General features: G+C 72.9%; 10 protein-coding genes. 2 read left to right on the top strand and 8 right to left on the bottom strand.

The window, feature by feature from the left end; all coding sequences use genetic code 11:
• Nucleotides 1–15 precede the first annotated feature (15 nt).
• The 5 genes from H291_RS32370 to H291_RS0107775 all read right to left on the bottom strand — a co-directional run bounded on the left by H291_RS32370 (nt 16) and on the right by H291_RS0107775 (nt 6,801).
• On the bottom strand, nt 16–603 hold the full coding sequence (locus H291_RS32370; RefSeq protein ID WP_051109394.1) for a hypothetical protein: 588 nt from the start codon (nt 601–603) through the stop codon (nt 16–18).
• Between the two features lie 2 nt (nt 604–605).
• Nucleotides 606–1,559: an ADP-ribosylglycohydrolase family protein gene (locus H291_RS0107790; RefSeq protein WP_020014422.1), complete on the bottom strand. Its 954-nt coding sequence runs from the start codon at nt 1,557–1,559 to the stop codon at nt 606–608.
• A gap of 53 nt (nt 1,560–1,612) precedes the next feature.
• Entirely contained in the window at nt 1,613–2,710 is a 1,098-nt protein-coding gene (locus H291_RS32365) for a DUF4190 domain-containing protein (RefSeq protein WP_020014421.1), read from the bottom strand.
• Nucleotides 2,711–2,867: 157 nt separating this feature from the next.
• Nucleotides 2,868–3,320 carry a GNAT family N-acetyltransferase gene (locus tag H291_RS0107780; protein ID WP_020014420.1) on the bottom strand — a complete coding sequence of 151 codons (453 nt, stop codon included), beginning with the start codon at nt 3,318–3,320 and terminating at the stop codon, nt 2,868–2,870.
• Between the two features lie 79 nt (nt 3,321–3,399).
• Entirely contained in the window at nt 3,400–6,801 is a 3,402-nt protein-coding gene (locus H291_RS0107775) for a CARDB domain-containing protein (protein ID WP_026365515.1), read from the bottom strand.
• A gap of 407 nt (nt 6,802–7,208) precedes the next feature.
• On the opposite strand from H291_RS0107775, the gene H291_RS0107770 reads away from it, so the two are divergent.
• Nucleotides 7,209–8,288 carry a class I SAM-dependent methyltransferase gene (locus H291_RS0107770; RefSeq protein WP_020014418.1) on the top strand — a complete coding sequence of 360 codons (1,080 nt, stop codon included), beginning with the start codon at nt 7,209–7,211 and terminating at the stop codon, nt 8,286–8,288.
• Here H291_RS0107770 and H291_RS29095 read toward each other — a convergent pair.
• Both H291_RS29095 and H291_RS32360 read right to left on the bottom strand, forming a co-directional pair.
• Nucleotides 8,273–10,078, bottom strand: a complete 1,806-nt coding sequence (locus H291_RS29095; RefSeq protein ID WP_020014417.1) for a copper resistance CopC/CopD family protein — start codon at nt 10,076–10,078, stop codon at nt 8,273–8,275. The genes H291_RS0107770 and H291_RS29095 overlap by 16 nt on opposite strands.
• Nucleotides 10,075–10,785 (bottom strand): YcnI family copper-binding membrane protein, encoded by a 711-nt coding sequence (locus H291_RS32360; protein ID WP_020014416.1) that lies wholly within the window; start codon nt 10,783–10,785, stop codon nt 10,075–10,077. The genes H291_RS29095 and H291_RS32360 overlap by 4 nt, the downstream gene beginning before the upstream one ends.
• A 184-nt stretch (nt 10,786–10,969) precedes the next feature.
• On the opposite strand from H291_RS32360, the gene H291_RS0107755 reads away from it, so the two are divergent.
• Nucleotides 10,970–11,194, top strand: a complete 225-nt coding sequence (locus H291_RS0107755; RefSeq protein ID WP_020014415.1) for a tautomerase family protein — start codon at nt 10,970–10,972, stop codon at nt 11,192–11,194.
• A gap of 74 nt (nt 11,195–11,268) precedes the next feature.
• On the opposite strand, the gene H291_RS0107750 is transcribed toward H291_RS0107755, so the two are convergent.
• Nucleotides 11,269–17,031, bottom strand: a complete 5,763-nt coding sequence (locus tag H291_RS0107750) for a LamG-like jellyroll fold domain-containing protein (RefSeq protein ID WP_157236768.1) — start codon at nt 17,029–17,031, stop codon at nt 11,269–11,271.
• Nucleotides 17,032–17,108 lie beyond the last annotated feature (77 nt).

Below are 17,108 nucleotides of genomic sequence, written 5' to 3'. Positions count from 1 at the left end.
GTCCGCGTCGCCGTGTCAGACGTGGTTGGCGCGGACCGGGGCCGCGGGGGCGGACGGCGCCCGGGTCAGTACCTTGACGACGTCGTCGATCCCTGCGGACGCACGGTCCGCGTGCCGCCACGCCGGGTACCGGACCGCCGCCTGCTCGGTCAGCACCCGGTGGATCGTGACCGCCTGCCACCCGAGGTACCGGACGGCGGACGTGACGTGGCCCCGGATCTTGAGCTGTCCGACGGCGACGGCGACCGCGGTCTGCGCGGCCGCGGTGACGAGGTGCTCGTCTTCCTCGGGGCCGGCCGCCCACTCCCGGGCCACGGCTGAGTCGGCCGACCAGAGCCCGTCGGGCACCCCGAAGCCGTCCAGGCTGTCGGCGAGCAACGCCGGGACATCGTCGTCGGACCCGCCCGCCAGGTACCACTCCGCGAGCGCCCCGAGGGTGTCGTGTCCGTGGTCGTTGCCGAAGGGCGCGAACTCGTCGGCGCCGTCGTAGAACGACCACGGCGCCAGCGCGACGAACGCGGGGTGGCTCGTCTCGGGAGCGAGCCCGTCGTCGTCGGAGTCCACGTAGATACCGCGCGCCTGCCAGAGTGCCGGGTCTCGCATGGTCAGGAAGCGTAGCGACCGCCTCTGACACCGGCGGCCCACTCGGGAAGTGCCTCGCGGTGGCCGAGCCACGCGGTCGGCACCCCCACGACGCCGTCGGACTCCCCCACGCCCGTGTAGGCGCCGACGATCCCGCCCACGATCGCGGCCGTCGTGTCGACGTCGCCGCCCGCCGCGATGCAGGCTTTGATGGCCGCCGGGTAGTCGGTCAGCCGGGTGGCCGCCGCCCACAGGCAGAACGGCACCGTGTCCTGCGCGGAGACGCGTGCCCCGTTGCCGAGGCGCCAGGCAGCCTCCTCGACAGACGCGTCGAGCAGGTCGCGGGCGAGGGTGATGCCCTGGGCCGTCGCCCCGGGCAGGAGGTACGGCTCGACGCTGTCGAGCACGTCCTTCGGCTCCGGGCGAATGCGGTCGACGGAGGCCCACGCCACGAAGGCTGTCGCGACCGCGACGACGACGCCACCGGCGATCCCCTCCGCGTGCGCGTGGGTGACCTCGGAGGCGCGGATCGCCTGCTCGGCGGCCCGGTCCAGGTCTCCCGCGAAGTACGCGCCCAGCGGCGCGACCCGCATCGCGGCGCCGTTGCCGTAGGACCCGGCGGGGAACGCCGCGACGGTGGCCCGCTGCCAGGGCACGGCGTCGCGGATCTGGTGCAGCACCTGCACGGCGCCGGCCCCGTAGCCCCGGTACGGGTCGCAGCGCTCGGCGAAGGCCCGGGCGATCCGGTCCTGCTCGATCCCACCGTGCTCGACCAGCTCGGCGGCCACGGTGCAGGCCATGTCGGTGTCGTCGGTCCACGGCCACTCGCCGTCGGGCAGGACGCCGTTGTCGAGCAGCATGACGGGGTCGTTCGCCGGGACGAAGTACTGGGCGCCGAGCGCGTCACCGACCGAGAGGCCGGTCAGGCTGTCGGCGCACAGGGCGATGCGGGATTCGAGGTCAGAGGGGCGGGGCACAGGCAAATCCTGTCAGAGGCTCCGGCTACGGTGCGTCGCTTCCACAGCCACCCTCACTCGACGAACCGCTCCACCGACTCCACGCGGTAGACGGCGTCCGCCGGGACGTCCTCGAAGAAGTCGACGGCGACCTTCTCCTCCTTGCCGGGGCCGAGCTTCTCGACGAACACCGGGCCCCGGTCGTAGGACTTCTTGCCGTCCTTGCTCTCGGCGACCAGTGTGGCGCTGTACGTGAACACCTGGGTCCCGCTGTTGGTCACCGTGACCGGGACCGTGATCCAGCCGGGCTGCTTGGTCTCGGCCGAACCGACCGCGAGGTCCTCGCCCAGGTCCGCGAAGCCGACGTCCTCGAACTTCGAGATGGTCAGCGCCGGGACGGTCACGGTGCCGCCGAGGTCGGTCCTGAGCTCGAACGAGCCGGTCACCACGGCGTGGATCCGCAGCAGGTCGCCGGTCTCCACGCCGTCGAGCATCACCTCCGGCCCGATGACGACGGCCGGGTCCTCGAGCTCCCGCTCGGTGCCCGGCTGGTCCACCCCGAGGCCGCCGAGGAACCGGTCGGTGCCCGTGGTGCTGTCGAACCTCGCGACCTCCGCGAAGACCACGACGGCCTGGCCCTCGGCCTTGCCGGGGTGCTCGACGACGGACTTCCACTGGGCCGCGTCGACCTCGACGAAGTCGGCAGGAGGAGCAGGCGTGGTCTCGCCCTCCGGCGCGGCCGTGCTCCGGTCCACGATCGCCTTCGCCGCGTCGGACACGAACGTGGACGCCGCCATCGCGACGAACACGCCGAGCACCACGCCGACCACCGACAGGACGATGCCGGCGATCGCGGCCCCGCGGCCGGTCGGCGGGTCGGTGCGGCGCGACCGGGCCAGGCCCACGAACCCGAGAATGATGCCGAGGATCGACGGCACGAAGAGGAGGCTGAGGAACAGCGACGTGATGCCGAGCACGAGGCTCGTCGTCGCGTGCGGGTTGACCTGCGCGGCCGGCACACCGGCCGGACCGTACGGGGACGGCACCACCGACGGCGGCGTCGGCCCCGGAGCCGCGGACGACGGCGGGGGCAGCGGCAGGGTCTCCGACGTCGCCGGTTCGGACACGGTGAATCTCAGGTCCTGGGTCCGCTCGGACTCCCGCTCGCCCACCGTGGTCCTCCGTCGCCGTGCCTCGTCGTGCGCGTCGCCGGTTCCCCCTCGGCCCGAGCGGCGTGCGCTCTCTTGGAAGGGAATCGTACGGGTCGAGAGCGGACAAGTTGCCGAAAAAGCTCGAACAAGGACATTGCCACCCGGGTGAACTCCCGGGTCACGTGCGCACGTCGAGCTCCCCCACCACCTCGCCCAGCAGCTCGCCAACGGGCCGGAACCCGCACCGCAGGTAGAACTGCTCAGGGCTGCTGGCGTGGGTGGCGTCCCACAGGACCGTGATCCGGTCGACGCCGCGACGGCGCGCCTCTGCGGCGACCTGCTCGACGGCGAACCGTCCCACGCCCCGCCCGCGGGCCGCCGTCGCGACGTTGAGCCGCCAGATACCGGCGCGGAAGGCGGGCTCGGGCTCCTCCGGGCTCCAGCTCGCCATGACGAAGCCCACGACCGCGCCGTCGTCGGTCACCGCTCTGGGCCAGGCGGTCGGGTGCACGTAGGCCTCGGCGACCGACCAGGCCGTGGGCGCGACCGGCTCGTCGTCGCCGGCCTGCGGCGGCAGGCGCAGCACATCACCGAGGTTGTCGGCGCTCAGCTCTTCCAGGCTCAGGACCATGGCACCGAAGGTACGCGGCGCCACTGACACGACGCGGGGTACCGGCAGCACGCACCGGTACCCCGCGTCGTCGTCCGCACTACTGGCCGGTGAAGACGAACTGCGAACCGGGCTCCTTCTCGACGTCCCCCTCACCGGAGTTGGTGACGGTCACGTTCGAGAGGATCGCGTTGCCGCGGGCGCCGCCCATCGCGAGGATGCCGGAGCCGTTGTTGGACTTGTCGATCCGGACGTTCGTGATGCGGACGTCGGGCATGTTGCCGCCGCCGTTCTTGAACTGGATGCCGTCGTACGTGGAGTCGACGATGTCCGTGTCCCGGATGGTGACGCCGGTGATGTCGTGGGTCTGCGGGAAGATCGTGATCGCCCCGAACTCCTGGTCCTCGTTCCAGAACGCCCCGCCCGTGCGGTACAGGCCGTTGTTGGCGATCAGCGTGGTCCCCGAGAACGGCAGCGGGTCGTGGTCGGTCGCCAGCATGATGCCGGGGTAGTTCATCGTGTCGTAGACCAGGTTGTTCTCGATGGAGTTGTCGTAGCCGCCGTAGATCGCGATGCCGTTGGCGCGCCACGGGAGCTGGACGGTGTTGTTGCGGAACGCGTTGTCGTGGCCGATGTCGACGTTGCGGTCCTTGACGTACGGGTTGGCCCAGACGGCCAGCGCGTCGTCGCCGGTGTTGCGGAAGGTCGAGTTGAAGACCAGCGAGTTGCGCGTCCCGTTGCTGAAGTTGATGCCGTCCGCGTAGGTGTTGCGGATGCGCATCCCGGAGAACTCGACGCCGTCGCCGGGGCCCCACAGCTCGGGGATGTTGGTGTAGTCGCGCCCGACCCAGACGCCGACGTTCGCGTGCTCGATCCACACGTTGGTGATCTTCGTGTCCTGGCCGAAGCGCCCGTTGAGGCCGACGCCGCCCTCCTCCTGCCCGTTGTTGCCGCGGATGTCGCCGGAGCCGAAGATCGCGATGTCGGAGATCTGGACGTTGTCGTCGATGTCGAACCCGAAGTTGCCCTCGTGCGGGTGGTTGATGACGCCCGGGGCGAGGTGGGGCTTGATCAGGCTGTAGAGCTGCGAGTGCCACATGCCCGCGCCGCGGATGGTGACGTCGCTGATGCCCACCTGGTTGTGCGTGCCACGGTTGAGCGGGTCGTCGGTGAGGATCTTCTTCTCCTGGCGCCACTGGCCGGCCGGGATCCACACGCAGTCGATCTCGCCCTCCTGGTTGGCGGTGACGGCGGCCTGGATGGCGGCCGTGTCCTCCAGCCCGTCGTTCGGGACGGCGCCGTACTCGGTGATGGACGTGCACTGCGCGGGCTTGGAGGTGGGCGGCGCGACCTGCTCGAGCTCGACCAGGTCGATGATGTAGAAGGCCGCGTCGTCGCCGGAGTCGCGCTGCAGCTTGAACACCGTGCCGGCCGGGAACGACCGGTTCAGCAGGGCGTGGGACTCGTCGAACAGGCGGCGGGCATCGCCGCCCGGGGTGTTGACGAGACCCTCGGGCTGGTCCGTGGTCCCGTACAGCCACGAGTGCTTCGAGGAGAGCGTCAGCTTCTGCACGAACTGGCCGTCCGCGTAGAGGCTGATCGTCTTCTCCTGTCCCCCGCCGCCGGCGGAGTCGGGGATGGAGTTGCGGACGACGATCGAGTTGGTCTGGTTGGTGGACGTGAACTGCACGTACTGGCCGGTGCTGTTCAGCCGCACCGACTCGCGGCCCGACGACTCCGTGGCGAAGTTGGTGTGCCCGAACGTGCGCAGCGGGTCGGTCTGCAGGAGCGTGCCGGTGTGCTGCCCGTCCTCGGCCTCGTAGGTCGTGTACGGCACGGCGGCGCCGCGCCCCACGGTCACCGACAGCGTGCCGGTGTTGTTGTCCTCGTTCGTCTCGTCGACGACGTCGGTCGCGTCGGCCGTGGCGGTCACGGTGACGCCGCCGTTGGTCGCGGTCCACGACCCGCTCGGCGTGACGGTGACGGTCCCGCCCGCCGGGACGGCCGGCGTCGTGCCGTTCAGGGTGGTGGAGCCGGCCACGACGCGCGTGACCGAACCGGCCGCCGCGGCCTGGTTGCCGCGGTTGCGCACCTGGACGCTGAACGACACGGCCGAGCCGACGGCGGGGTTGGCCGGGTTCGAGGACACGGAGACGACCTCCAGGTCCGGCCCGGGCGCCTCCCCGACCACGAGCTTGGCGGACGCCGTGAACGCGTTGTCGGTCTCGTTCTGCTCGGCCACGGCGTTTCCGGGGTCGACGACGGCGCCCACGGTGTACTCGCCCGCGGGCTTGGTGCCGGCCGCGACCGTCACCTGGGCGGTCGCGCCCGGCTGGAGCGCGGCGACGTTCGCCGAGCCCGCCGTGCTGCCGCCGATCTTCCCGTCCAGCGTCGTGGCCGCCGAGGCCCGGTCGCCCGTGTTCTTCACGGTCGCCGTGAGCGTCAGGGGCGTGGTCGCCGTCGGCGAGGCCGGGGACGCCGTCACCGCCGTGACCGTGAGGTTCGGGTTGGGCGCCGGGGCGCCGTAGACCTCCAGCTCGGCGACCTGCCCGTTGCCCGCCCCGGTGTTGGCGGTGAAGCGCAGACGGACGTCGGTGACGGTGCCGGTCACGGGAACGTCCACGAGGTTGCCGCTCCCAGGCGCGAAGGCGTACCCGGCGGACGCCTTGAGCTCCTGCCACGCACCGGTGCCGGAACGTCCCCAGACCGAGAAGGTCTGTGTGCGCGCGCCCCAGGCGCCGTCCGGGTTCACGCGCACCCGCACGCTGCTGACCTGCGTGGGCGCGGCCAGGGAGACGTCAAGCGTGGACGGGTACTGCCCGCCGGCGCCCTCCCAGTACGTACCGGTCTGCCCGTCCACCGCGTTGGCGGCGACGTAGGTCCACTCGGTCGACGACGCGGCCGCGGGGCGGTCCTTCGCGTAGTTGGTGCCGGTCGGGTCGGTGGGATCGGTGGGGTCCGGCGGGTCGGTCGGGTCCGGGTCGCCCGTGGGCGTGCCCCAGACCTGCAGCTCGGAGACCTGGCCGTTGCCCGCGCCGGTGTTGGAGCTGAACGCGAGGCGCACCTCGTCGGCCTCCCCGTCCAGCGGGACCTCGACGGTGTTGCCGCTCGCCGGGTCGAACGAGTAGGCGGCCGACGCCTTGAGCGTGCGGAACGACGACTCGCCGTCGGACCGGCCGAGCACGCTGAACGTCTGCGTGCGCGGCGACCACGCGGCGGGCGGCGGCAGCTTCACGACGACGCGCTCGACGTCGGCCTCCTGCCCGAGGTCGACCGTGAGGTGCGCCGGGTACTGGCCGCCCGCGCCCTCCCAGTAGGACGAGACGTTCCCGTCGTTCGCGTTGCCCGCGACGTACGTCTGCGTCACGGACGACGCCGTGATCGGCTTGCCGAAGGCGAGGTTGGTGGCGTCCGCGGCGTGCGCGACGACGGCCAGTCCGAACGGCGCGACGAGCGCCAGCGCGGCGCCCGTCACGACCGTGTGCTTCCAGGGGATTCTCATGAACGTCCTCGTTCTCCCGCCGGGGCGGGCTCGGTCACCCGCGGGCGTCGTCGCCCGACGCCGGCGCGCCCGCCGTGGCGCGCGTCGACGTCCTGGGTGGATCGGGTCGGCGCCACCGAGGCAGCCGTGGAAAACTGCCGAACCGGAGGCGAGAGTGCAGAGTTGCAGTACGTGCACTGCTTTGTGCTCGTCGTCTGTCAATTTCTTGCAGTCTTGCGGTTCGGATATTACGAGGGCGAATCCTGGGGCGTCAAGAGTCCCCACTCGGTCTGCGGGGGCGGGCACGGGCGCAGGTGCACCGGCGGGGCGGTAGGCAGGGGCCGAGCTCAGCCGCCGGGGAGCGGCCCCCCAAAAAATCCCCCGCTCCCGCACTGGTGCCCCGCACCCGCCGGGCGGACCGTGGGGGGATGGATACCAGCCCGGATGCCCCCACGGCCGAGGCCGTCGCCGAACGTCTCTTCGGCGCCGTGCTCGGCACCGTGGACCTGATGTCGACCTTCCTGGGCGACCGCCTGGGCTGGTACCGCTCGCTGGCCGACGACGGCCCCGCTACCGCGCCCCAGCTCGCCGAGCGCACCGGCACCGATGCCCGGTACGCGCGCGAGTGGCTGGAGCAGCAGACCGTCACCGGCCTGCTGCACCTCGACTCCGACGGCGCCGCCGACGAGCGCGTCTTCAGCATCCCGGCGGCCACCGCGGAGGTCATGACCGACCAGCACAGCCTCAGCTTCCTGGCGCCCGTCGGCCGGATGTTCGGCGCCGTCGGCCCCGCTCTTCCCCGGCTGCTCGACGCGTACCGCACCGGCGCCGGGATCAGCTGGGCCGAGCTCGGCGACCACGCACGCGAGGGGCAGGCGGACGCGAACCGGCCGTGGTTCGAGCACCGGCTGGCCGACGCGCTCGCCGGCGTCACCGACCTGCACGAGCGACTCGCGCGCCCTGGGGCGCAGATCCTGGACGTCGGCTCCGGCGGCGGCTGGTCCAGCATCGCGCTCGGCAGGGCCTACCCCGACGCCGCGGTGCACGGGATCGACATCGACGCGCCGTCGGTCGCGATGGCCGCCGCGAACGCCCGGACGGCCCACGTCGACGACCGGGTCCGGTTCTCGCACGGGGACGCCGCCGAGCTCCCGGCCGAGCTCTACGACGCGGCCTTCGCCTTCGAGTGCGTCCACGACATGCCCCGGCCCGTCGACGTCCTCGCCGCCGTCCGGAGGTCGCTCGCGCCCGGCGCCCCGCTGGTCGTGATGGACGAGGCCGTCGCCGAGACGTTCGCACCCGACGGCGACGAGCTCGAGCGGCTGATGTACGGCTTCAGCCTCTTCGTGTGCCTGCCCGACGGCCGCTCCAGCCTGCCGAGCGCGGCCACCGGGACGGTCATGCGCCCCGACCGCCTGCGGGAGTACGCCCAGGCCGCAGGATTCGAGACGGTCGAGGTGCTGCCGATCAGCGACTTCGGTTTCTTCCGCTTCTACCGGCTCACCTGAGCGCTCTCGCTCGGCCCAGGGTCCTCGGCGGCGGCGTCCGGCACCCGGAACGTCACCGTCCGCACCGGGTTGTCGAACTCCGTGGTGCGCAGCGACACCTGCACCTCCCACTCCCCCGTGGTCGGCAGCACGACGTCGCCCGCGTACACGCCCGGCCCGAGCGAGCTGAGCGAGAGCTCCCCGAGCTCCACCTCGTCGGACGCCAGGCTCATCCGCGGGGCCTCGAAGCCCTCCGCGGGCTCCCCCGCCGCGTCGGTCATCTCGATCGTGAGCGTGGCGGGCCCCACGGCGACGGGGTCCAGGGTGATCCGCGCCGCGATGTCGTCCAGCTTCACCGACTCGGTGGCGCTCTCCCCGCGGTCCTCGGCCGCGACCGCCGACGCCGTCTCCGGGCTCCGGTCCACCAGGAAGCCGGTGACCGCCAGCACGACGACCAGCACGCCCGCCTCCGCGAGCGCCGTCCGGACCAGCGGCGTGGCCGACGCCGAACGGTCGGTGCGGGCGGGCGCCGTGCGGCCGCGGGAGACCGCACCGCTGCGGGACGCCTTGCGGCCGCGGGGCGGAGGCGGGCGGGTGGGCTCGGGCTGCGCCGCCGCCGTCCGGAACCTCGGTAGCAGCGCGTACCGGTTCCACGCGGCGATGCCGATCGCGACCAGGGCGGCGAGCACCTTGACCAGCAGCAGGGCGCCGTAGCCGGAGTCGAGCAGGGCCGCCCAGCTCCCGGAGATCCGCCACGCCAGCACGGTCCCCGCGACCACCAGCACCGCGAGCAGCCCGGCCGCCCAGGTGGAGAACGCGCCGAGCACGACGGCGCCGTGCTCGCCGCGCGCGAGGTCGCCGAGCACCAGGGCGATCGCCACCAGGCCGCCCAGCCAGAGGGACCCGGCGGCCAGGTGCAGCACGTCCCCGCCGAGCACGAGCGCCTCGGGTGTCGCGGCCCGCGTGTGCCCGGTGAACGCGGGCGCGGTGACCGCCAGCGCGCAGCCGGCCAGCACCAGCACGGTCCGTCCCCGGCCGGGGGCGGACGCCGGGAGCGCGCACACGGCCAGGGCGAGTCCCGCGACGACGGCGGCCGGCACCGCGTACTCGGTGGCCGCGAGCGCCGTCCAGGTGTCGCCGTCGGCGAGCGCGGAGGCCGGGAGGCCGAGCTGGTAGAGCGCGACCAGCGGCACGGCGGCCGCCCAGCCGAGCGCGCCGACGCCGGCCGCCACGCGGGCGACGGGCCGCAGCCGGGCCCGCGAGCGGTCGGCGGCCGGGTCGCGCGGGAGGAACAGCACCGCGAAGGCGGCCAGCCCGGCGGCCAGGAGCAGGCCCACGTAGCCGACGCCGCGGACCACGCCGAGCAGGGCGGGTGCCTCGGTCCCGGCGTCGGCGCCGGTCCCGGGCACGTCGACGACGTCGCTGGGCGCGCCGACCGCGAAGCTCAGCGAGCCGCCGATCGGGTGCCCGTCCTCGGACACGAGCCGCCACACGACCACGAGGGTGCCGTCGGCGACCTCCTCGTCGAGGTCGACGAGGAGCCGTGACGCGCGGACCGTGGCCGTGGAGGCCACCTCGGTGCCCGTCGCGTCGAACACCTTGATGCCCGCGGGCACGCCGATCACGGACTCGTTGAACGTGAACGTGACCCGCTCGGGCGCGGTCTCCAGCACCGCGCCCTGGGCCGGGTCGGTGCTGACGAGGGTGGCGTGGGCCGAGGCGCTGCCCGCCGGGCCCACCAGGAGGGCGGCCAGGACGGTGAGCAGGAGCAGCCAGCCCCCGGCGCGGCGGCCGGCGTCGGCGAGGCTCATGAGTTCCGGCGCCGGCGGAGCAGGACGACGCCGCCCGCCAGCGCGCCCGCGACCAGCAGGGCGGCCGCGCCGTAGGTGACCAGGGGGTTGCGGCCGGAGTCGGCGGCAGCGGGCGCGGCGTCGGCGGGTGCGGCCTCGGCGGCGTCGTCAGCTCCTGCTTCGGCATGCTCGGCGACCGCACTGGCTTCGGCCAGAGGCTCGGCCTCGGCCTCGTCTCCACCCTTCCCCTCCGTCACGACCAGCACCGGCGCCGGCCGCTCCAGGTCGTCGTGCCCCTCCGCGTGCTCGGCGACCTCGGTCCAGGCGGCCTCGCCCACCTCGCACCGCTGGACGACCGGGAAGACGAGGGTCGCCCCGTCGTCGTCGGGCAGGCGCACGGAGAAGGCGACCTCGGCGTGCTCGCCGTCCGGCAGCGGGGTGTCCGTGCTGTAGGTGAGGGCGTCCGCGGCCTGGTCGACCGCCCAGCGGTCCGTGCCGGAGGCGCGCACCTCGGTGACCCCCTCCGGCATCCGGATGGTGATCGCGGTGGTCGCGGACTCGGCGCAGCCGTGCGGGATCTCGACCCGGAGCTCGGCCGTGGCGCCCGCCGCGGTGGTGGACGGCGTGATGGTCACGTGGGCCGAGGCCGGCACGGTCGCCAGCGCCACCAGGCCGGCGGCGGCGAGTCCGGACAGGGTGGCGCGCCGGACGGCGGTCTTGCGATTCATGGCGACTCCATCGTCGAGTTGGCGATACCAAATCAGCCCGCCGAACCACTGTCAAGAGTGTGAACTGAGGGCCCGAAACCGTGGACGTTCACCCACCGCACCGCGTACGGTGGTTCACGTCACTGAACCAAGGTCGCTCCCGTGAACTGAGTCCCGGCGGAGCGGCCGCCACCGGAGGGAAGCCATGCCCAACATCACCGTCGAGCTGCTGCGCGGCCGTACCGTCGAGCAGCGTCGTGACTTCGCCAAGGCCGTGGCCGACAGCGCGGTCGAGATCCTGGGCGCCCGCCGCCAGGACGTCCGCATGGTCTTCAGCGAGATCACGCCCGACATCGTCGCCAACGGCGGCGTGCTCGCCAGCGAGGACGACAGCCGGGCGGGCGTCGTCGCCACGTTCGCGGAGGACTGACAGCCAGCTCTTTCGAGGTTCGGGCCGGGCCCGGAGGATCCGTCCTCCGGGCCCGGCCTTCTCTACCTCACCGCCTACTTCACCCTGACCGTCACCCTGGTCTCGGCCGCGAGCGCGAGCTCGCTGCCGAGGTAGGACGCCGTGAGCGTCAGGTCCTTCCCCTTGGGCTGGTTCACCTCGAAGCGGGCGAGCCCGTCCTTGATGTCCCCGGTCAGCGTCTGGCCGTCCTTGACCGCGATGCGCACCTGCCCCGTCACCGGGACCTCGTGCGCGGCCGTGAACGACACGTCGACGACGACCTTCTTGGCCTTGCCCTTCTTCGCCTCGATCTCCATGGTCGGCACCACCTTGTCGACCACGACCCGCACCTTGGAGGACGCGGGCTTGTGGTCGGCGTCGCCCCCGTACCGCAGGGTGAGGTCGTACACGCCCGGGCGGACCGTGTTGGCCGGCAGGACGAGGGTCGCCCGTCCGTCCGCGACCGTGCCGCTCGCCAGCGCCGTGGTGCCGTTGCTCAGCTCGACCGTGCCCGTGGCCGTGTCCGGGGACACCGCCACCGAGACCGTGCCGGCCGTGCCGTAGGTGATCGGCAGGGCGACGCCCGCCACGGCCGTCACCTTGGGCGACTTCACCGTGATGGCCACCGTGGCCGGCGCGGACGTCGCCGTGCCGTCGGAGGCCTTGTAGGTGAACACGTCCTTGCCGGAGAACCCGTCGTCGGAGACGTAGGTGAACGAGCCGTCCGCCTCCAGGGTGACCCGGCCGTTGGCCGGCTGCGTCACCGCGGTGGCGGTGAGCACGTTGCCGTCCTCGTCGGTGTCGTTGGCCAGGACGCCTGGCGCCGGGAGCGTCAGGGGCTGGCCGCCCACTGCCGCGTAGGCGTCGTTGCCGGCCACCGGCGCGGTGTTGACCGGCGGCTGCTCCCCCTCCTCGACGGTGATGGTCACCGTCGTCGCCGCGGACTGCGCGGCGCCGTCGGAGGCCTGGTAGGTGAAAGTGTCCGTGCCGAAGAACCCGCTGTCCGGCGTGTAGGTGAAGGACCCGTTCCCGTTGAGCACGACGTCGCCGTGGGCCGGCTGCGTGAGCCCGGTCGCGGTCAGGTCGTCCCCGTCGAGGTCGGTGTCGTTGGCCAGGACCCCCGGCGCCGCCACCGTCAGGGGCTCGTCCTCGACGGTGCCGTAGGCGTCGGCGGCGCCCACCGGGGCCGTGTTGGCCGCGGTGCCGGCGTGCAGGTCACCGACCTGCTCGGCGGTGAGCTCGTAACCGAACATCCGGAAGTCGTCGACCAGGCCGTCCCAGCGGGCGTCGGGCCAGCTGGTACCGCCGATGAGGTTGGCCGTCGTCTGCCCGCCCACGCCGACGTCACCGATGGTGACGGTGAAGTCGTCGCGCGTGGCCTGGAGCTCGCCGTCGAAGTAGATCTTCCCGACCGAGCCGCTCTGGGTGAACACGACGTGCGTCCACTCGTTCAGCGGCAGGTCGTTGCCCTGGCCCAGCACCAGACGTTCCTGGGCGCTGCCCGGGGTCCCCGGCGCCTTGAAGGTCGCCGCGAAGCCGGTGGCGCCGCTCGTCTGGGTGTTGGACTGGAGCAGGAAGAACGTGTCGGTGCTGCTGCCGATCTGCAGCAGCGGCACCCACGTGGGCAGGGCGTCCGGCCGGGCCCAGATGGAGACGCTGAACTCGTCCTCCATCCCCGCCTCGATGTTGTCCGGCAGCCTGACCTGGTTGCCCGTGCCCGACGCGCCGCCGGGCAGGTTGACCGCCGAGCCGAACCGTCCGGCCGGGTTCCAGCCCGCCGACCCGCCGAGGGTGGCCGCCCCGACCGAGCTGTCCAGCCCGGTGTTGGCCGCCGTGGTGCCCTGACCCTCGTCGAACCTGTAGTGGATCGGCGTGCCCGTACCGGGCGGCGGCCGCTCGACCGTGTGCTCCACGGTCCGTGCGGAGTCGCGCCACCCGTCGTCGGCCACGAAGCGGACCTGCACCTCGTGGTCGCCCGGCGAGAGCGCCACGTCCGTGAACCGCACCGCGCCGTCGGCCAGGTCGACCTGCCCGCCCACGCGGGCGCCGTCGACCCACAGCTCCGCGACGCCCGTGGGCGCCGCGCCGGTCTCGTCCTCGACCGTGGCCGAGACGTCGACCGGCTCGCCGAACGGCGACGGAGAGCCCGGCTCGACCGCGACCGTGGTGGTCGTGGCGAGCGCGCTGCCGTCGGCGTACAGGGCCTCGATGTCGGCGTCGCCGAGCGCCGAGGTGTAGACCCGGACGTCGTCCATCAGGCCGTCGTAGGCCGGGTCCGGGAATCCGTTGCGGCCCAGCCAGTTGTTCGCCGTCGGACCGACGTCGGTCATGTCGATCGTCAGGTCGTTGCGCGACGCGACGGCCTCGCCGTTGAGGTAGAGCGTGCCGGTCGCACCCTGGCGGGTGAACGCGACGTGGTTCCACTCGTCGACGGCCACGTCCCGGGTGGGCGTGGCGTAGACCCGCTCCTCCAGGGCCGCACCCTTGGCCTTGAACGTCGCGGCCAGACCCGTGCCGCCGGCGGCGGCGTTGGTCTGCATCTGGATCTGGAAGAAGCTGCCCGCCCCCGCCAGCCCGTCACCGATGTGGAACAGACCGGTCCAGCCCGTCCGCACGTCGGGACGCACCCAGAACGAGGTGGTGAAGGCCTCCTCGCCCTGCAGCAGGTTGTCGGGCAGGTCCACCGCGTTGGCGTTGCTGCCGCCGGCCAGGTCGAGCGCGTCGCCGAAGACGCCGTTCTCGCTCCACCCGGTCGTCCCCGTGAGCGCCGCGGCGCCCACCGAGTCGTCCGTGCCGGTGTTCGCGGCCCGCGTGCCGGTGCCCTCCTCGAACTCGTAGTGCACGGGGACGTCGCCGGCTCCGGGGTCGGAGCCCACGATCACTAGGTCGTCGATCATGACGCCCGCGCCGGAGTCCCCGGCCGCGAGGGTCAGGTCCTGCGACCGGGCCCCGGCGGTGAAGGTGCCGACGTACGTGCCGAACTTGCTCTGCGACGACAGGTTCGACCCCGCCGACAGCGTGGTGGACAGGTCACCGACCGAGAGGTCCGCCGTGCCCGGGGCGGTGCCGGCGGACCGGCTGTCGCGGGCGTAGCGCAGCGAGACGCGGTACTCGCGGCCCGGGTCGAGACCCTTGACCGTGCGTGTCAGGTCGCCCTCGGTGCCGACGGCGAGGTGGTAGCCCGTCAGGCCGAGACCGCCCTGGCTCGAGGCCGCCGCGCGGACGAGCTGGACGTCGCCGTCCACCTCCCACGGGGACATCCGGCCGTTGCCGGGCGCCACGTCGACGACGGCCGGCGGGTTGGCGGAGCGCCACTCGGCCGGCAGGCGCGGGTACTCGATCTGGTCGACCAGGTGCGGGGCCCGGGCGTCCATCGCGACCTCGGGGTCGATCTGGACGATGTCGGCCACCGAGGGCGTGCCGTCCTCGTCGAAGACGAAGAGCATGTACGCGCCGGGCGGGGCATAGGTGCCGTCGACCGGGGTCTCGATGGTCAGGTCGTCGCCCGACTGGGCGAACGCCAGGTCCTGGAAGTTCTGGTCGTTGTTGAACCCGTGCGTCACGGAGCCGTTGCGGACCAGGGTGACGCGCGAGACCTCGCCGTCGGCCTGGACGCCGAACGTGCCGTCGTAGCCGACCTTCTTCGGCACGCCCGTGACCGCGGGGCGGACCGCCGGCTCGTCGCCGTCGAACAGGTACGCCGGCGAGTAGAACTCGACGTCCGTGTAGTTGCGCGGGCCCGGCGTGCCGCCGCCGCCCACCATCACGCGGCCGTCCGGCAGGAGCAGCGCGGTCGAGTGGTACAGGCGGGCGTGCTCGTACGGCACGTCGATCGTGGTCCACTCGCCCGTCTCCGGGTCCCAGATCTCGGCCGTGGTGACGTAGCCGCCGTTGCCGTTGTTGTCCCGGGAGCCGCCGGTGACGATCACGTCGCCGTCGGGCAGCACCGTGGACGTGGCCCAGTGCCGGGCGTACTGCATCGGCTCCGTCTTCTCGACCACGGGCGCGTCCGTGCCGCCCGTGATGTCCACGGTGAAGCCGGCGCGGGCGCCGTCCGGACCGCCGCCGTTGGCCCACCAGCCACCGCCGACCTGCAGGATCTTGCCGGGGCGGTACATGGTCGCCGTCGACGTGGCGCCGACCGGGTTGCCGAGGCCGCCCTGGTTGGCGACGTCCGCCGGCAGGGTGCCCCGCAGGGTCACCTCGCCGTCACCGGACGGGTCGAGCTCGTACATCTGGGTGCCGGTGATGTTGAAGACGTTGCCGTTGCCCGGCGCGACGAACGCGCGCGGGTACCACCAGCGGTTCTCGTCGGGCCCGTTGCCGTTCCCGCCGTCGCCGTACGCGGCCGCGCTCGTGGCGCCCTCCAGCAGCTTCCAGGAGCTGCCCTCGTCCGGGGTGTAGAGCTCCGGCGTCAGGACGCCGGGGCCGCCCGGGCCGCCCTTGAGGCTGCCGCCCTGCACCACGACGGAGCCGTCGGGCAGGGTGGTGCCCGTCGGGTACCAGCGCGGGTAGTTCATCGGGGCCTCGTTGCGCAGGCCCTGGTTGGTCGTGTAGCTCGTGACGCCGATGGCGGCGTCGTTGGGCGCGTTGCCGCCCAGGCCGTCGTCACCGCCGACCGTCATCGTGGCGCGCCGGTGCGGCATCTGCACCTGCATCGAGCAGAACAGGTCGGTGTACGTCGAGTTCGTCACGATGCCGTCGTTCACGTTCGCGGCCGTGCGCTCCTCGGTCGGGTCCCAGACGTCGATCTCCATCTGGCCGCCCTGCACGACGCACGAGTTGCCGCCGAAGTCGTAGGGCGTGTTGTCGGTGCAGCCCGACGACACGCTGCCGAACGACTGCACCTTGCCGTCGGACGTCAGCGCCGCGTTGATCGGCACCAGCGGCCAGGGCGTGACCCCGCTCCAGGCGCCGTTCTCCGCCTTGTCCGGCGGCGAGCAGTCGGCCGGGAGCAGGCCCGCGGTGTAGGCCAGGCCGTTCTTCATCTGGGTGCGGATCGGGGCCTCGGCGTACGCCGTGCCCTCGTGCCCCATCCCGGAGTACCACGACCGGCCCTCGTCGATCTCCTGGCACCAGGTGATCGGGTGGTTCGTGCCGTTGTTGCCCCCGCCGTACGACGACTCGTCGGCGTTGAGCAGGGTGCGCACGTTGGGCGCCGGGTTGACCACCCAGTCGTACCACTCGTCGCTGCGGGTGAACTCGGTCGGCAGGCCCTGGGTCAGCGGGTGCGAGGTGTCCTTGACGACCACGCGGCCCGGGCGGACCGCCGGGTTCTCGGGGTGGCCCTCGGACACCGCGCCCACGAGCCGGGCGTAGAACGGGTTGACGTCGTGCTCGCTCTGCCCGACCGACCAGCCGGCGTAGTGCAGGCCGAGGTACCCGCCGCCACCGCGGATGTACCCCTCCAGCGCGGCGCGCTGGTCCACGTTGAACAGCACGCCACCGGTCTGGGCGAAGGCGACCGTGTCCTTGGTCGCGAGGTTCGCCGTGGTGAACGCCGCGGGGTCGTCCGTCTCCTGGATCTCGACCGGCTGGTCGTACTCGACGCCCAGGTCCGTGACGAGGTCGCGGACGGCCTGGCGGGCCTGGACGTGCGACGCGTGGAAGTTGGACTTGTAGAAGAGCAGGACGCGCAGCACGCCGTCGTCGACGGACCCGGCCGCGGCCGGCGCGGCAGGGGTCGGCGCGGCCTGGGCGACGCCGCCCATGAGCGGCGCGGCCACCCCCAGGGCGACCAGCATGGCCGCCAGTCGTATCGGGGCCCGGGTCAGACGACGCGCGTCGCGCCGCCGGTCAGGTCTGCGGAACAGGTTCATCTTTGATCCCTTTTCGCACGTGGTGGATGGACATGAGGGCAGGCCGGGACGGCCGATCCCCGCACGGGGTCGGCCGC

Source organism: Promicromonospora sukumoe 327MFSha3.1 (genome assembly GCF_000385135.1).
GTDB lineage: Bacteria > Actinomycetota > Actinomycetes > Actinomycetales > Cellulomonadaceae > Promicromonospora > Promicromonospora sukumoe_B.
Note: the sequence above shows the minus strand (reverse complement) of the source record. Positions and strands in the feature narration are given on the sequence as shown.